The organism is Nocardia sp. NPDC101769 (genome assembly GCF_044766925.1).
Lineage (GTDB): Bacteria > Actinomycetota > Actinomycetes > Mycobacteriales > Mycobacteriaceae > Nocardia.
This window is the reverse complement of the sequence record NZ_JBIWMX010000028.1, coordinates 64,080-78,800: the sequence shown is the minus strand read 5'-3', so window position 1 is coordinate 78,800 and position 14,721 is coordinate 64,080. Positions and strand designations below refer to the sequence as shown.

Genomic DNA, 14,721 nt, shown 5'->3' with positions numbered 1-14,721 from the left:
AAGCATTGGCGGGCAACGAGTCTCACCGCGACATAGAGTCGCGCCGCGACGCAGAAGGCCCGCCGCGATCATCGGACCGCAGCGGGCTCTCGGTTGTCTCGGCGGGCGTCAGCCCAGCAGGCGCCAGTCCTCCAGGCCGTCGTACAGCGGGAATTCCTGCGCCAGCGTGGAAACGCGCTGACGCAGCGCGTCCAGGTCTGCGGAGCCGGTGAGGGCGGCGGCGATGATGTCGGCGACCTCGGTGAACTGCTCGTCGCCGAAGCCGCGGGTGGCCAGCGCCGGGGTGCCGATGCGCAGACCGGAGGTGACCATCGGCGGGCGCGGGTCGAACGGAACGGCGTTGCGGTTCACGGTGATTCCGATTTCGTGCAGCAGATCCTCGCCCTGCTGGCCGTCCAGCTGCGAGTTGCGCAGGTCCACCAGCACCAGGTGCACGTCGGTGCCGCCGGTGAGCACGGTGATGCCCTTGGCCTTGGCGTCGGGCGCGGTCAGGCGCTCGGCGAGGATCTTGGCGCCGGAGATGGTGCGCTCCTGGCGCTCCTTGAACTCCGCGCTGCCGGCGATCTTGAAGGCCACGGCCTTGGCGGCGATGGCGTGCATGAGCGGGCCGCCCTGCTGACCCGGGAAGACCGCGGAGTTCAGCTTCTTGGCGAACTCCTGCTTGGCCAGGATCAGGCCGGAGCGGGGGCCGCCCAGGGTCTTGTGCACGGTCGAGGACACCACGTCCGCGTGCGGTACCGGCGACGGGTGCAGCCCGGCCGCGACCAGACCGGCGAAGTGCGCCATGTCGACCCACAGGTAGGCGCCGACCTCGTCCGCGATCTCACGGAAGGCGGCGAAGTCCAGGTGCCGGGGGTACGCCGACCAGCCGGCCACGATCACCTTCGGGCGGGTGTCGCGGGCGATCTTGCGCACCTCGTCCATGTCGACGCGGTGATCTTCCTTGGCGACGCCGTAGGCGTGCACCTCGTACAGCTTGCCGGAGAAGTTCAGGCGCATGCCGTGGGTGAGGTGACCGCCGTGCGCCAGATCCAGGCCCAGCAGCTTCTCGCCCGGGTTCATCAGCGCCATCAGCACCGCGGCATTGGCCTGCGCGCCCGAATGCGGCTGGACATTGGCGAATTCCGCGCCGAACAGCTCCTTGACGCGGGCGCGGGCCAGATCCTCGACGATGTCGACGTTCTCGCAGCCGCCGTAGTAGCGGCGACCCGGGTAGCCCTCGGCGTACTTGTTGGTGAGCACGCTGCCCTGCGCCTGCAGCACCGCGCGCGGCACGAAGTTCTCCGAGGCGATCATCTCGAGGGTGTCGCGCTGGCGAGCGAGTTCGCCGCCCATCGCGGACGCGACCTCGGGATCGAGTTCGGCGAGGGACTGGCTGTTGACAGAGGCGCTCGTCTGGGTCACGCCGCCGAGTCTATTGGCCGCTGCCGCCGAGCCGATCCGGGGGTTCTCTGTGTCGTTCATCGCGCACCTCCGTTGTCCGGGTACCCCGAATACGGTTCGGGGATCGCCAGGCACCCAGGCGCGCGGTGCCGGACTTCGGTGCTTCCCGGTGGTTGCTTCCACCTCGAGTGCGCCAGTCGCGGTCCGCCCATCCTATCCGCCGGTCCGCCGGAATGATCCGCCGCCTGCCGTGCCGAGATCGATCCCGCCCCGGAAATTGGGGGCAGGGGAATCATCGGCGCAGGGGAGACGACCTAATTGCGGGTTGCGGTGGACATCACTACGGAATCAGGCTATGGCGGAGCAACAAATCTCGGTAAGGTGACGCAACGCTGGCCTCTTTGGGCCAGTGTCCTTGGCCCATCCCAGCTTTCGAGGTATTCATCACCATGACGCTGTTCAACATCGCCGGCAGCCCCACCGACTTCCTCTTCACCATCCTGAAGACCCTGTGCACCATGTCGAGCGGCGGCGCCTCCTGCGCCACCTGGGGCGCGTAAACCGCGGTCACGACGTCGGGGAGTACCCCTCACAGCCGGCGGATCGCGCCGGGTGTGAGGGGTTCGTCCAAGAGACGGCGGAAACGCTCGGACCGGTCTTCCGGATCGGTTGCCCGGTCCAGCCACCCTCCCAGCAATCGATACCCCTCCACATACGTGGAGATATAGGCCCGCCACAGCGGCGATGACAGGAATCGCAGCGATTGCGCGGCCCGCTCCGGGGTGACCAGACTCCAGCGCTGCAGAAATTCCGACACCTCGCCGGCGTCACGCCGGCGATCGTGCAGCAGCAGCGCGGCATCCTGGCGCACGCTCAGCAGATTCGCGGACGCGTTCGAAATCCTTTCGGCGCGTTCGCCATCGAAGCGCAACCCCAGGTCCGCGTAGATCTCCTGCGCCCAGCGGCCCCAGCCCGGGCCGACGATCGACTTCAGGGCCAGATCGGCCAGCCCCTCTGCCATCAGGCACTGCGGGGTGTTCACCAGGAACAGCGTCTGCTCGGCCTGCCCCGCACCCACCAGTCCGGCTTCTTTCCGGCAGTGCTCGGTGTGATGACCCGGGTAGGCCTCGTGCGCGATCAGCTGCGGCAACTGCGACATGTGCTGCTTGAGATCGGAATTGATGGCCACCCGGGATTGGTAGTTGCCCAGGTAATAGTTGAAGCCCGACCACGGCTTGTCGCCCACCACTTCGTATTCCACGTGCTCGTTGTCCGGCAGCGGATAGCGGTCGCGGACGAGTTCCCGCAGCGCACCGGAGAACGCGGCCACGCATTCCTTCAGGCGTTCGGGCGGAATCTCGTCCTGGCGGCGGTGCACGGTAATGCGGTCGAGCAGTTCGCCGTCACCGGGCAGCACCTCGTCCAGTCGCCGGTGCGCCTCGCGGTAGTTCTCGGTATCGGCGGGGGTGATATCGACGTCGAAGTAAGCGCGGACCTCGTCGACGAAGTTGATGTCCTCGCCGGCGAATTTGCGACCCGAGCATTCCATCGCCCGCAGGTGCGCCTCCAGGAATTCGACGCGTTCCGCGGGGAGGCCCGCCTCGGGCAACTCCTTGCGCAGCGCGGCGGCCCGGTGCGCGATGTCGCGCGGCTCCGGCGCGGGCGCGTTCTCCACCTCGCGGCGCAGGGCGGGATCGCCGGTATAGGCGTCCACGAAACCCTCTTCGAGCCGGTCGAATGCCAGACCCAGCCGCAGATATTCAGTGACCAGTGGATGCGCTCTGTTCAATTTGCCCTCCGCTTCGCTCCGGGCGGGTTCGCGGCCCTGGAGGTCTCGATTCTTCCCTCCCGCCGCTCGTCCGCTTCGCTCCCCCGCTCCAAGGCGGAGGTCTATCAAGCCGCGGTCCAGAATCGAGACGGGCCGCGAACCATTATGTCCTTCAGCCGGCCGTATCAGCCTGTCGTGCAACCTCACCGGACACGCCCAGGGACTGAGATGTTGCCCATCTCACTCGGGTTACCGACGAGTAGCAATACCTGGTGTTCACCCGGATGTTGGAGCCGAGCACAATTCGGCTATGCGTGGAGTGTTGGCCGGATCGCCGGGCACGGCGACGATGCGGCTTCCCGAGAGCTGTTGTTGCCGACCGGCCCGAATGCGGGGACACGAGTCTCGAGTGCGGGGACACGAATAATGGCGCGGATGAGCGAGCCCAGCCCCTATGTGGAATTCGACCGCAAGCAGTGGCGCACCCTGCGCAAGTCGACTCCCCTGGTGCTCACCGAGGAAGAACTGATCGGCCTGCGCGGTCTGGGTGAGCAGATCGACCTCGAGGAGGTGGCCGAGGTCTACCTCCCCCTGGCCCGTCTCATCCACCTCCAGGTCGCGGCCCGGCAACGCCTGTTCGCCGCCACCGCCACCTTCCTCGGCGAGACCCACCCGGATCGTCAGGTGCCGTTCGTCATCGGTGTGGCAGGCTCGGTGGCCGTCGGCAAGTCCACCACCGCGCGTGTGCTGCAGGCGCTGCTGGCGCGCTGGGACCACCATCCGCGGGTGGATCTGGTCACCACCGACGGATTCCTGTACCCGACAGCCGAACTCACCCGGCGCGGCATCATGCATCGCAAGGGCTTCCCGGAGTCCTACGACCGGCGCAAGCTGCTGCGCTTCGTCACCGAGGTGAAATCCGGTGCGCACGAGGTGTGCGCGCCCGTCTACTCACACATCGCCTACGACATCGTGCCCGGCGAATACCACTGCGTGCGCCAGCCCGACATTCTCATCGTCGAGGGCCTGAACGTGCTGCAGACCGGGCCACGGCTGATGGTGTCGGACCTGTTCGACTTCTCGGTCTATGTCGACGCCCGCATCGAGGACATCGAGAACTGGTACGTGCAGCGCTTCCTGTCGCTGCGCAAGACCGCCTTCCAGGATCCGAATTCGCACTTCCACCACTACGCGAACTTCAACGACCAGGAAGCCACCAACCAGGCCAAGGAAATCTGGCACAACACCAACCGCCCGAATCTGGTGGAGAACATCCTGCCGACGCGGCCGCGCGCAACGCTGGTGCTGCGCAAGGACTCCGACCACTCCATCAACCGTTTGCGGCTCCGGAAACTCTGAGCTCGGCTCCCACGCCTCCCCGAGACTTCAGCGGGCTCCCCCGCCTCCCCGAGACTTCAGCGGACGGCGCGGTGCCGTCGGCAGTTTCGTATCCGTGCCGGCGGTTGGGAGCCGAACCTATTTTGGCGGTACCCGGCGAGTTACCCTCGCGTCACGAAATCAGTCGTCACGTTGGCTCATAACTTCCAGGCGGCATCGAGTCTGGCGCCGACGTCGATATCGGTGGCTGCCTGGATGTGCGGTTTGCAGATTTCCGTGGTGATGTAGCGCGCGACGAAGCGGCGGATCTCGTGATCGACGCTGGCGAGAATGCGTAGCAATTCCCCGCGGCGGGTCGCGCTGGCGACATTGATGCGGACATTGCTGGGCTGCGGCTCGGCGATTTCGATGAGCACCCGCAGCGGCTCCGCGGTGCGGACGGTCAGGTGCAGGTGAACGGTGCCGTCCACCCGGAACGGATACCGATCCACCGCCAGGTCGATGAGCAGGTCGACCTTCAGCGGGATCACCAGGTCGAACGAAATCAGGTCGTCCACTTCGCGATTCAGCCGTGGCCGCCCGAGCCGCACGGTGGCCGAGAGTTTCGCGAGCTTGCCGGGGCCCGCCCCGATCGGCCCGAACTCGAACGCCTCCCCCGTGAGCTTCTCGAACGCCCCGGCTATCCGCTCGGCGGAGGCGGCGTATTCCAGGAATCGGCGGCCGAAGTCCTCGTAGCTGATGTACGGCACCGCCACGACCTGGCTCTCGGCCGGGCCACTCAGCCCTTCACGCAGCTCGCTCATACTCCCCGACGGTACGGTAGCGACCGTCCCGCGAACACGGAAGCCATTGCACTGCAATGGAACCGTTGATTCGCCGTGTTCTACACCCCGAAGCGGCGGTGCCGCGCCGCGTAATCGCGCAGGGCGCGCAGGAAATCCACGCGCCGGAATTCCGGCCAGTACGCCTCGGTGAACCAGATCTCCGAATACGCGCTCTGCCACAACAGGAATCCCGACAGCCGCTGCTCACCGGAGGTGCGGATGACGAGATCGGGGTCGGGCTGGCCGGAGGTGTAGAGGTGCTGGCCGATGGCGTCGACGGTGATGGACTGGACCAGATCCTCGCCGGTCTCGCCCGCGTCCATCTCCTGGCGGACCAGCGAGCGCACCGCGTCGGCGATCTCCTGGCGGCCGCCGTAACCGATCGCGACATTCACGTGCACGCCGGTGCGGCCCTCGGTGCTCTTGGCCGCCTCGCTCAGGTGGCGGGCCATCTCGGCGGGCAGCTGGTCCAGGGCGCCCACGATGCGGACGCTCCAATTCTGTTCCGGCGCAGACAGTTCGTCGACGACGTCGGTGATGACCTCGAAGAGGGTCTCCAGCTCGTCGGAGTCGCGCCGCAGGTTCTCGGTCGAGAGCAGGTACAGGGTGACCATCTCGATGCCGGCCTCGCCGCACCAGCCGACGAGCTCGGCGATCTTCAACGCGCCGACGCGGTGACCGTGCGAGATATCGCTGAACCCGTTCTCCCGGGCCCACCGTCGGTTGCCGTCACACATCACGGCCACATGCCGCGGATGTTGTTTGCCTGCCAGCTGCTTGGCCAGCCGTGCCTCGTATATGCGATATGGGAGTCCACGCACCTGACTCGCAACCTTCACGGCCGCAACCCTACGCCCCCGGAACGGATGGCGGAGCGACCGGGACACATGAGCGAAACACCGGAGGCCCTTCGTGACGACACCCACTGTACGGGCACCCATCCACTAACCTACGCTACCGTAGGTTACCGAGGAGGAACTTATGTCCGACACTGTGCCGCACTCCGCCCCGGTGGCGGACGTCCTCGAAACCGTTCGGGAAGAGCTGGCGCTGATCAAGCCACGCATGCGCGGGTGGATCCACGCCTGGGCCGTGGGTGTGGCCGCCATCGCCGTGATCGTCCTGGTGTCGGTGGCGAGCTCGGTGACGGCGAAGGCCGCCTGGTCGACGCTGGTCTACGGGATCACGGTGTGCGGGGTCTTCGGCATCAGTGCGACCTATCACCGGGTGAACTGGAAGACGGCGCGGGCCCGCATGTGGATGAAGCGGGCGGATCACTCGATGATCTTCCTGTTCATCGCGGGCAGCTACACACCGTTCGCTCTGCTCGGCGTACGCGGCAGCGCGGGCACTGTCCTGCTGGCCATCGTGTGGGCGGGGGCGCTGGCCGGGGTAGCGCTGAAGATGCTGTGGCCCACGGCCCCTCGATGGGTGGGGGTGCCGCTGTATCTGCTGCTCGGGTGGGCCATCGTCCCGGTGGCCGGGACGCTCATCCACCATGCCGGCTGGACGCCGGTGATCTTGCTGCTCGCGGGCGGTATCGCCTACAGCGTGGGCGGGATCCTGTACGCGTCGCGCTGGCCGGACCCGTGGCCGGAGGTCTTCGGGCATCACGAGTTCTTCCATGCCGCAACGGTGGTCGCGGCGCTCTGCCACTACGTTGCCGTCTGGTTCGTGCTGTTGCGCTGATCCGAGCAATAACTCACAAACGTGCAATCTGGGGCGAAAGGTCTCTAAAGTCTGCGACGTGACCAGCAGACTCATCCTGTGGGCGCTGCGTGCGCCGGGTGGTCTGTCTGCGGTCGTCATGGCGTGCAATCTCGGCGGTCTCGCGGTGGTCACCACCGAGCTGTTCCTGAGCGGTTTCCTGAGCCGGCTCGGACCGGATTGGATGACCGCCTTCATTCAGGTGTCGATCTATCCGGCCCTCGGCGCGCTGGTCGGCATCATGCTCGCGGTGCGGGACCGTCACCACTACTTCAGCTGGCTGGACCAGCGCCGGCCGCCGACCGAGCTCGAGGCGAGACGGCTGCTTCGCCTCCCGATCGCGATCACGGGACGGGCGCTGGCCATCTGGCTGCCGGGCGTGTTCGTGGCGGCCGCCGTTTTCGCGCATGCCACCGAGGACCGCAGCTTTCCGGTGGTGCTGTCCATGTTCACACTGGGCGGACTGGAGTCCGCGGCGCTGACCTACCTGATCGTGGACCGGCTCATCCGGCCGACCATTCCGGTGGTGGCCGAGGTGCTGGACGAGACCTCGCACTGGAGCAATACCGTGCTGGCCCGGGTGCTGGTCACCTTCGCGGTCGCGGGCGCGGTGCCGTTGGGCATGGTGATCACCGTGCTGGCGGACCCGTCCACCGATGCCCAGGACCGCATTCGAACCGGCATCTACATGGCCATCGTCGGGCTGTCCGCGGGCGTGGTGGCGACGGCCGCGCTGGCGCGCGCGGTCGCCACGCCGATGCACACATTGCGCGCCGCGCTGGATCGGATCACACACGGCGACCTCGAGGCCCGGGTGACGATCAACAGCACCAGCGAGATCGGGCGGCTCGAACACTCGGTGAACGAGCTGGCCGCCAATCTCAGTGAGCGCGAACGCCTGCGGACCGTCTTCGACCGGCACGTGGGCACCGAGGTGGCCGAGCGGGCGCTGTCGGGCAGCCCCAGTCTGACCGGCGACATGCGGGTGGCGACCGCGCTGTTCGTGGACGTGACCGGCTCGGTCGCCATGGCCACCGAGCTCGCCCCGCACGATTTCGTGGCCAAGCTGAATCGGCTGCTGTCGATCGTGGTGGCGGCGACCGAGGACAATCAGGGCCTGGTCAACAAGTTCGAAGGCGATGCGGCGCTGTGCATTTTCGGCGCGCCCATGGCGCTCGACGACAATGCCACCCCCGCGCTGCGGGCCGCCCGCCGCATCCGCGACGAGGTGGCCGCGCTGGGCGAGCTCGATGTGGGCATCGGCATCGCGCGCGGGCTGGTGTTCGCCGGCGATGTCGGCACCGACACCCGGTTGGAGTTCACCGTCATCGGCGACGCCGTCAACGAGGCCGCCCGCCTCACCACCGAGGCCAAGCTGGTGCCGCGCCGCATTCTGGCCAGTCAGGCGGTCATAGACGCCGCCTGCGACGCCGAGCGCACGCAGTGGATCCTGCACGACACTCTCCACCTCCGCGGCCGCAGGGAACCCACTCCGGGCTGGACCGACGTGGTGTCCCCCGCAGCGCCCCACCGCAACGGCAGCGCCCCGAAGGCCGGCCCCCGACCGGCCGCACCCCCATCTTCGGAGTCCGTCGACCGGGCCGCGGATCGCTAATCATCAACCCGCGCAAGGGTCGACCCTGCACTTGGCGGGACCTGGCAATACTCCGGTGAAAAACATGAACCGAACATCTCCGGGACTGTATGACCGCCCGGGTCGGGCGGCAACGGATTAAGCACCGGCAGCACCCGGGCTCGGCCCGTCGAATCGCGGTGTCGTACCTGAGGACTGGGCGCATGTCGTACTCACGGGGGATTCGGTGCGGACCGGGGCACCGGACAGTAACGCTATGAATGAGATCGGCGCGTTCGAGCGGACTTCGGCGGCGGCGTGGGCGCGGCCGGACCGGGCGGTTCTGGCTTATCGAGCGATCGTGGTCGCGCTGATCGCGGGCGTGGCCGAGGCGTTGGGACGCGTCGCGCTCGCCCTCGATGAGCCCGGGGTCCACGTGCAGGGCATCGCATTCGGGCTGCTGATGCGGGCGGCGATCTACCTGACGGTCTTCGCGCTCGCGGCCCGCATGCTGGCCGGAAACCTGTGGGCGCGGCGGGTTCTCGTGGTGGGGTTGGGCACCCTCGGCCTCGCTTCACTGGCGGTAGAACCGCTGCGGGCAGTACTGACGGCCGAGCACCCCGGTGACCTCTTCACGCACTGGACCCCGAATGCGGTGATCCTCGGACTGTTTCGCACCGCCCACATCATCGCGGTGTTGGTCGCGGTGCCCGCCGCGGTCATGGCCGGGCACCGCATCGACAGCGCGACCTGAACGCCGGCCGTGCCGGGCAGCGGCGATCAGGCGGTGGGCGGGGGCCGCAGTCCGGCGCGCACATCCTCGACCGTGGTGACCGGGAGATCGCAGACCGAGCCGCGGCAGATGTAGGCGGCAGAGGTGTCACGCACCGGGGGCCGGTCGGCCAGCAGCGGCTGGGAGCCGACAGGGCCGGAGACGATCACCGACCCGCCCGGGGCGGCGGCGCGGGCGGCCGCCACCAGCGTTGCGGCCCAGCCGGATTCACCGTCCGGTCCGTCCACCACGGCCACCTGGATCGGACCGCGCAGGGCGGCCTCGGCGACGGCGAGCCAATGGCCGGCCGAGCGGGGTGCGCGAGCCAGCAGCACCGCGCCCCGGGTCACAGTGTGATCGGCCAACTGCCGGTAGCGGTCGGCTCGCACGGGGTCGGTGAGGGCGGCTGCGGTGAGCAGTGCCTCCGCCAGAACCGAAGTGCCGGAGGGGGTTGCGCCGTCCAGCGGGTCACGCGGCCGGGTCAGCAGGGTCTCGGCGTCGTCGGCGGTGTCGAACCAGCTGCCGGAGGTTACCGGATCGGCGAAGTGGGTGATGGCGGCGTCCAGCAGATCCTGCGCCGCGTCCAGCCAGTCACCCTCAGCAGTCTGGTGCAGCGCGAGCAACCCCAGCGCCAGCCACGCGTAATCCTCCAGCACACCCGGCGCCGCGCCGGCCACACCACCCAGTGAGGCACGGCAGACCCGGCCGCCGGTCACGTGGGTGTCGAGCAGGAAGCGGGCGCACCGGACGGCGGCCGTGATCCACTCCGGATGTCCGTGTGCCGCACCGGCTTCCGCGAGCGCGACAATGGCCATGCCGTTCCAGGCGGTGACCACCTTGTCGTCCCGCTCCGGCTGCGGGCGGTGGGAACGGGCGGTCGACAGATTCGCCCGGATCGCCTCGAACCGCTCGTAATCGGCCGGTTTCGGATCGCTGTATCGGGTCAGCACCGAGGTGCCGTGCTCGAAGGTGCCCGCCGTGGTGACATTGAAAACCTCGGCCGCCCAGGCGCCGTCGAGCGCACCGAGCACACCGTTGAGTTCGGCGGGCGTCCACACGTACGTGGCTCCCTCCACCCCCGGCCCGCCCGGTTCCAGGTGGGTATCCGCGTCCAGCGCCGAGGCGAAGGCCCCCTGCTCGGTACCGAGGTCGTTCAGCAGGAATTGCACGGTCTCGCGAGTCACCCGCAGCGCCAGCGGTTCCCACGCATCGGTCACACGCTCACCGGCCGACTCGTCATACCCCCGCCGAGCCAGATGCGCGTACACGCGCAGCAGCTGCGCATTGTCGTAGAGCATCTTCTCGAAGTGCGGCACCACCCACGCCGCATCCACCGAGTACCGCGCGAAGCCACCACGCAGCTGGTCGTAGATGCCGCCGCGCGCCATCGACTCACAGGTGAACGAAACAGCCTGCAGCACAGTCGGATTACCGGTCCGCTCGTAATGCCGGAGCAGTCCCTCCAGCAAAGCCGACGGCGGAAACTTGGGCGCGCCCCCGAACCCCCCGTGCCGCCCGTCCACATCCTTCGACACCGCACCAACCGCATGCTCGAGCAGCTCCGGCCCGACCCCGATCTCCGCATCCGGCAACCCCGCGGTCTGTTGCCGCAGCGCATCGGCCACCTGCGCCGCCGCCGCGTTCACCTCGTCGCGCCGGTTCCGCCACGTCTCGCTCACCGCCGTCAGCACCTGCGTGAACGACGGCATCCCGTGCCGCGGCGTCTTCGGGTAATACGTCCCGCAATAGAACGGCTCCCCTTCCGGCGTCAGGAAGCAGGTCATCGGCCACCCACCCTGCCCCGTCATGGCCACGGTGGCATTCATGTACACCGCGTCCAGATCCGGCCGCTCCTCCCGATCCACCTTGATGCACACGAAGTTCTCGTTCATGACCGCCGCCGTGGCCTCGTCCTCGAACGACTCGTGCGCCATCACATGACACCAGTGGCAACTGGCGTACCCGATGGACAAGAGGATCGGCACGTCCCGCTCCGCCGCCTCGGCCAATGCCTCGGCATCCCACTCCCGCCAAGCCACCGGGTTATCCGCATGTTGACGCAGGTATGGCGAAGTCGCACCGGCCAATCGGTTCATGACCCCAGCCTTGCACATCGAGCAAGCCTGTCGGCCTCCCACACCGACCACCCTCGATACACCATCCGGAGCGCATGGTCATCGGACAGCAGGCGATCGCAAGAGATCGCACCGCGCAGCTGGACTTCAGACACCTCCGCCGCAATGAGACTAGTGGTTTGTTCCTGCATCACGCTCTCCGAGCATTGACTTCTGCCACACTGTTACAGGTTGGGAGCGGGAGTCGGCGCAGGGAGGCCGCAGTGGAGTTGGGGCCGGAGGATGTATGGCCGAGACATCCGTCGCAATGCTGGCGCGAGACGCTTGACTACGCGAGGGAACACGGCTGGCGACTCGTTCCCCACTCTGGTCACACGTTCGGCACGCTTAAGTGCGAATCCGGTAGCTGTGAGTTCAAGATCTTCTCCACTGGCAGAGGCGCGGAGAACGTTGCCCGCCAGGCGCGTAAGGACATTGACAAGTGCGTGCACAGTGCCACTACAACCAGCGCGCTTGCAGTGGTTGACGACCTGCTGCGGAAAGCCAACGCGATGGTGGAGGCCGCAGAGGCAATGTTGGCCAAGCAACAAGCCGAGGACGCCGCGCTCCTGCTCGATGAAGCAGGTGGCCTGGTCGAGCAGCTAGCGGCCTGGGATGAGTTCGGCCGCCTCGTCCATGAGATCGAAACCCAGAGCGCCACAATCGCCAACGCACTGACAGGAGTTGGCGCAGATCCATCCACGACGGTGCGTCAAGCCACAGAAACAGCAACGGCACAGGTAGCCGAGGCCAAGACAGAGCTGGACAACGCCCCGCCCCTGGCCGATGTAGTCAAGACACGACGCATCCAGTGCAGGGAGCTGACACGCCGAATTGAGGATGTGAGAAACTCCCTAAACCTGTAGCCCAGGCTGCTAGACGTGCAATGATTGACGAAGTTGACGATTGTCAACCTGACAGATCGACTGCAGGGAGGGCGTGAGCTGCATGTCTGTGTCCGTCCGGGTCCAAGTTGAGGGTGTGGACTTGTCGCAGGAAGCGACACTTGAGGCGATCGGTACGTCCGCCTTAGCCTCAGCACTCTGGTCCACTGTTGATGGCACAGTGACCGCCACGGTTTTTCCCGAATCGGCCGATATCACAAGTGATGTTGTCAGGTTTGCACGGCAGTTAACCTGCACATTTCCCTCCGCGAGGGTAAGAAGGGTCCACCGAGATCTGGTCACCGCCAGCGATATCGCACATCGGACGGGCTTTTCTCGCGAAGCAGTACGCAAGTGGGCGAATGAATCCAATGATCGCTCATTTCCGGTACCGTTTGGCGCCATCGGCGAAGAGTCGCGTACATCCAAGATCTGGCTGTGGTCAGACATCGCAGAGTGGCTGATTGCGGCTTACGATTTCCCAATCGAAAGAGACTGGCCGAGCGAATCCGTAATCGCTCATATCGACGCCCGTCTCGCGAATGTGCCAGATTATGCCGCACAGGAGTGGCGAATAATCCAGACTGGCTCCATGATTGGGACGAAGGTTCTCGGCCGCATCGAACTCATGAACTTCTCCCTGCGAACGGCTGAACTGCGTATCCGTACTTGCAACCTGGAGCCCGAAGGGACCATCCGTGAGCACGATGAAGCTGCCCGTGCCTGACTCCGTTGACTCTCCCCGAACATCCCTAATCGCTCGTACTGCAATGCGTGACGTGCGAGCAGTTCGACTTCTGGCAAGCGTGCATGTTATTGACCTGCCCGATGAGATCGAAATCTCAGTGAACGTCAGCGACCCGCAGTACGTGCTTCAGGAGAATCGCCTCCTGGTTCGCGTTACACATACTGTGACCTTCTATGAAGCTAAAACCCCGGATAGCGAATCAACCGAGAAGAACGCGGAACTCGCGACTATTAAAGTAGCCCACGTAGCGGACCTCAAGCTCCGCGGCGACGCTCCCGATCCCGGGGAAATCGATGATCTATTCAGAAATAATACGATCTTTATGATTCACCCCTACGCCCGTTCCGCGATCCACAGACTTGCCGTCGAGGTTGGACTGCCTCCTGTTGTACTCCCCTACCTGCGGAGAAGCGACTGGCCACCAACTGGAAGTGAAGACCTCTAAATCACGAGGAAAAGAACAATCTCACCGAAGCCGGGGCTGGTTCAAAGCGGCGGTCGCTAACTAATCGCGCTTCAGCGATCCTGGCGAACGTCTGAACTGGAACCGCGCGATACGCCGTGAGATCCCCAAACCACCAGAGCCGCTAGGGTGGGAAACCTACTTCCACACCGACATTCCCGCCGTCGACCCCACCCTGCTGCCGGAAGCGGCACAGGTTGAACCATTCCACCGAGGCGTCCTGATCCGCCTCGTCGACGATCCGCTCGACGTACCGCGAGAACTGCTCGAACAAACCCGGCTCGCGATCGGATACCCGCCGCTTCCGCCGAACCAGTCGTGATCCTTGATCGTCTCTGGAAGGAGTAGTGCATGGCCCAGCTTCCGATACGAATCGAAAACATGCCGGACGACTCGGGTTTCCTCGGCATCATGGACCTACATGCCTACAAGACATTCGTGAGCGAGAACTGGACCCTGGAGTCCCTGTTCGGGCACTTCGCGTCCGAAATGGGGCGGCGAACAATGCTGCTCTGGGTACAAGCAGTGAGGGCAGTTGGCGGATCGACGTGTCCGCCTCACCGGTAGAACCGCAGTTCCCGGTCGCCCGGCAAGCCACCGGTCCCATCACCGTCACCAAGGGGGAACTGATCGTCGTGAACTACGAAATCCTCACAATGGCCGCCCAATTCGAGGACGAACGCATCGACCGAGAAAAGGACTGGTACGGCTCCGGCATCGATCTGCCCAACGGCGACTACGTGTGCACCATCAGCCAGCTCACAGAACCCGAACTCCGCAGGATGCACGACGGCCCCGACCTCCACCTCCGACTCACCTCCGACTCACCTCCGACTCACCTCCGGTGAGACCCCGAACTGGACCAGCACGGCCTGGTTCGACCTCCGACCTGACACTGGGATTCCCAAACCGTCGCGCAGCCGTTTCGGAACGAGGCCCACCGGGCGCGCCGTGCCGCTGGCGCATGCGCGGTAAACGGAAATTATTCAGGCAGGATCGAGAAATCCGAGATGCGCTGTGCCCACAGGCAGAGAGGACCAGCGTTTGATTTCGCGACGAGCTCTATTGCTGGCCAGTGGAATTTGCCTGGTCTTTGTTATCGTCGGGGTCGTGCTGCCCAGGCTGACTACGGTGGAGCCCACCGGCA

At 66.0% G+C, this 14,721-nt stretch carries 14 protein-coding genes; 8 read left to right on the top strand and 6 right to left on the bottom strand.

Annotation, left to right across the window (positions count from 1 at the left end):
* Positions 1 to 108 precede the first annotated feature (108 nt).
* Together glyA and ACIRRA_RS33810 are read right to left on the bottom strand one after the other, a co-directional pair.
* Positions 109 to 1,404 (bottom strand): serine hydroxymethyltransferase, encoded by a 1,296-nt coding sequence (glyA, locus tag ACIRRA_RS33815; protein ID WP_402776698.1) that lies wholly within the window; start codon positions 1,402 to 1,404, stop codon positions 109 to 111.
* 568 nt (positions 1,405 to 1,972) lie between these two features.
* The gene (locus ACIRRA_RS33810) at positions 1,973 to 3,172 is read right to left on the bottom strand and encodes a DUF885 domain-containing protein (protein WP_402776696.1); all 1,200 of its coding nucleotides are present in this window, start codon (positions 3,170 to 3,172) and stop codon (positions 1,973 to 1,975) included.
* Positions 3,173 to 3,577: 405 nt separating this feature from the next.
* Here ACIRRA_RS33810 and coaA point away from each other — a divergent pair, with 405 nt between their 5' ends.
* Positions 3,578 to 4,510, top strand: a complete 933-nt coding sequence (coaA, locus tag ACIRRA_RS33805) for a type I pantothenate kinase (RefSeq protein WP_354833430.1) — start codon at positions 3,578 to 3,580, stop codon at positions 4,508 to 4,510.
* A 176-nt stretch (positions 4,511 to 4,686) separates the two neighbouring features.
* On the opposite strand, the gene ACIRRA_RS33800 is transcribed toward coaA, so the two are convergent.
* Positions 4,687 to 5,292 (bottom strand): hypothetical protein, encoded by a 606-nt coding sequence (locus ACIRRA_RS33800; RefSeq protein ID WP_402776694.1) that lies wholly within the window; start codon positions 5,290 to 5,292, stop codon positions 4,687 to 4,689.
* An 80-nt stretch (positions 5,293 to 5,372) separates the two neighbouring features.
* Positions 5,373 to 6,152: an isoprenyl transferase gene (locus ACIRRA_RS33795; protein ID WP_402776692.1), complete on the bottom strand. Its 780-nt coding sequence runs from the start codon at positions 6,150 to 6,152 to the stop codon at positions 5,373 to 5,375.
* Between the two features lie 142 nt (positions 6,153 to 6,294).
* On the opposite strand from ACIRRA_RS33795, the gene ACIRRA_RS33790 reads away from it, so the two are divergent.
* The 3 genes from ACIRRA_RS33790 (at position 6,295) to ACIRRA_RS33780 (ending at position 9,347) form a co-directional block, all read left to right on the top strand.
* Entirely contained in the window at positions 6,295 to 7,002 is a 708-nt protein-coding gene (locus ACIRRA_RS33790; RefSeq protein ID WP_402776690.1) for a hemolysin III family protein, read from the top strand.
* Between the two features lie 58 nt (positions 7,003 to 7,060).
* Positions 7,061 to 8,635, top strand: a complete 1,575-nt coding sequence (locus ACIRRA_RS33785) for an adenylate/guanylate cyclase domain-containing protein (protein WP_402776688.1) — start codon at positions 7,061 to 7,063, stop codon at positions 8,633 to 8,635.
* A gap of 235 nt (positions 8,636 to 8,870) precedes the next feature.
* A complete protein-coding gene (locus ACIRRA_RS33780) occupies positions 8,871 to 9,347 on the top strand; it encodes a hypothetical protein (RefSeq protein ID WP_402776686.1) in 477 nt (158 codons plus the stop codon).
* Positions 9,348 to 9,373: 26 nt separating this feature from the next.
* Here the strand turns inward: ACIRRA_RS33780 and ACIRRA_RS33775 are convergent, their stop codons facing one another.
* On the bottom strand, positions 9,374 to 11,461 hold the full coding sequence (locus ACIRRA_RS33775; protein WP_402776684.1) for a thioredoxin domain-containing protein: 2,088 nt from the start codon (positions 11,459 to 11,461) through the stop codon (positions 9,374 to 9,376).
* 242 nt (positions 11,462 to 11,703) lie between these two features.
* On the opposite strand from ACIRRA_RS33775, the gene ACIRRA_RS33770 reads away from it, so the two are divergent.
* The 3 genes from ACIRRA_RS33770 (at position 11,704) to ACIRRA_RS33760 (ending at position 13,556) form a co-directional block, all read left to right on the top strand.
* A complete protein-coding gene (locus ACIRRA_RS33770; protein ID WP_402776682.1) occupies positions 11,704 to 12,345 on the top strand; it encodes a hypothetical protein in 642 nt (213 codons plus the stop codon).
* A gap of 115 nt (positions 12,346 to 12,460) precedes the next feature.
* Positions 12,461 to 13,090: a helix-turn-helix transcriptional regulator gene (locus ACIRRA_RS33765; RefSeq protein ID WP_402776680.1), complete on the top strand. Its 630-nt coding sequence runs from the start codon at positions 12,461 to 12,463 to the stop codon at positions 13,088 to 13,090.
* A 52-nt stretch (positions 13,091 to 13,142) separates the two neighbouring features.
* Positions 13,143 to 13,556 (top strand): hypothetical protein, encoded by a 414-nt coding sequence (locus ACIRRA_RS33760; RefSeq protein WP_402776678.1) that lies wholly within the window; start codon positions 13,143 to 13,145, stop codon positions 13,554 to 13,556.
* A gap of 142 nt (positions 13,557 to 13,698) precedes the next feature.
* Here the strand turns inward: ACIRRA_RS33760 and ACIRRA_RS33755 are convergent, their stop codons facing one another.
* Entirely contained in the window at positions 13,699 to 13,848 is a 150-nt protein-coding gene (locus ACIRRA_RS33755) for a hypothetical protein (RefSeq protein ID WP_402776676.1), read from the bottom strand.
* A gap of 274 nt (positions 13,849 to 14,122) precedes the next feature.
* Here ACIRRA_RS33755 and ACIRRA_RS33750 point away from each other — a divergent pair, with 274 nt between their 5' ends.
* The gene (locus ACIRRA_RS33750) at positions 14,123 to 14,422 is read left to right on the top strand and encodes a hypothetical protein (protein ID WP_402776674.1); all 300 of its coding nucleotides are present in this window, start codon (positions 14,123 to 14,125) and stop codon (positions 14,420 to 14,422) included.
* The last annotated feature ends 299 nt before the right edge of the window (positions 14,423 to 14,721 follow it).

Bases quoted from the DNA above. Each gene is read 5' to 3' on its own strand.
- coaA (WP_354833430.1), top strand. From the start codon at position 3,578: ATGGCGCGGATGAGCGAGCCCAGCCCCTATGTGGAATTCGACCGCAAG.
- ACIRRA_RS33800 (WP_402776694.1), bottom strand. From the start codon at position 5,292: ATGAGCGAGCTGCGTGAAGGGCTGAGTGGCCCGGCCGAGAGCCAGGTC.
- ACIRRA_RS33790 (WP_402776690.1), top strand. From the start codon at position 6,295: ATGTCCGACACTGTGCCGCACTCCGCCCCGGTGGCGGACGTCCTCGAA.
- ACIRRA_RS33780 (WP_402776686.1), top strand. From the start codon at position 8,871: ATGAATGAGATCGGCGCGTTCGAGCGGACTTCGGCGGCGGCGTGGGCG.
- ACIRRA_RS33775 (WP_402776684.1), bottom strand. From the start codon at position 11,461: ATGAACCGATTGGCCGGTGCGACTTCGCCATACCTGCGTCAACATGCG.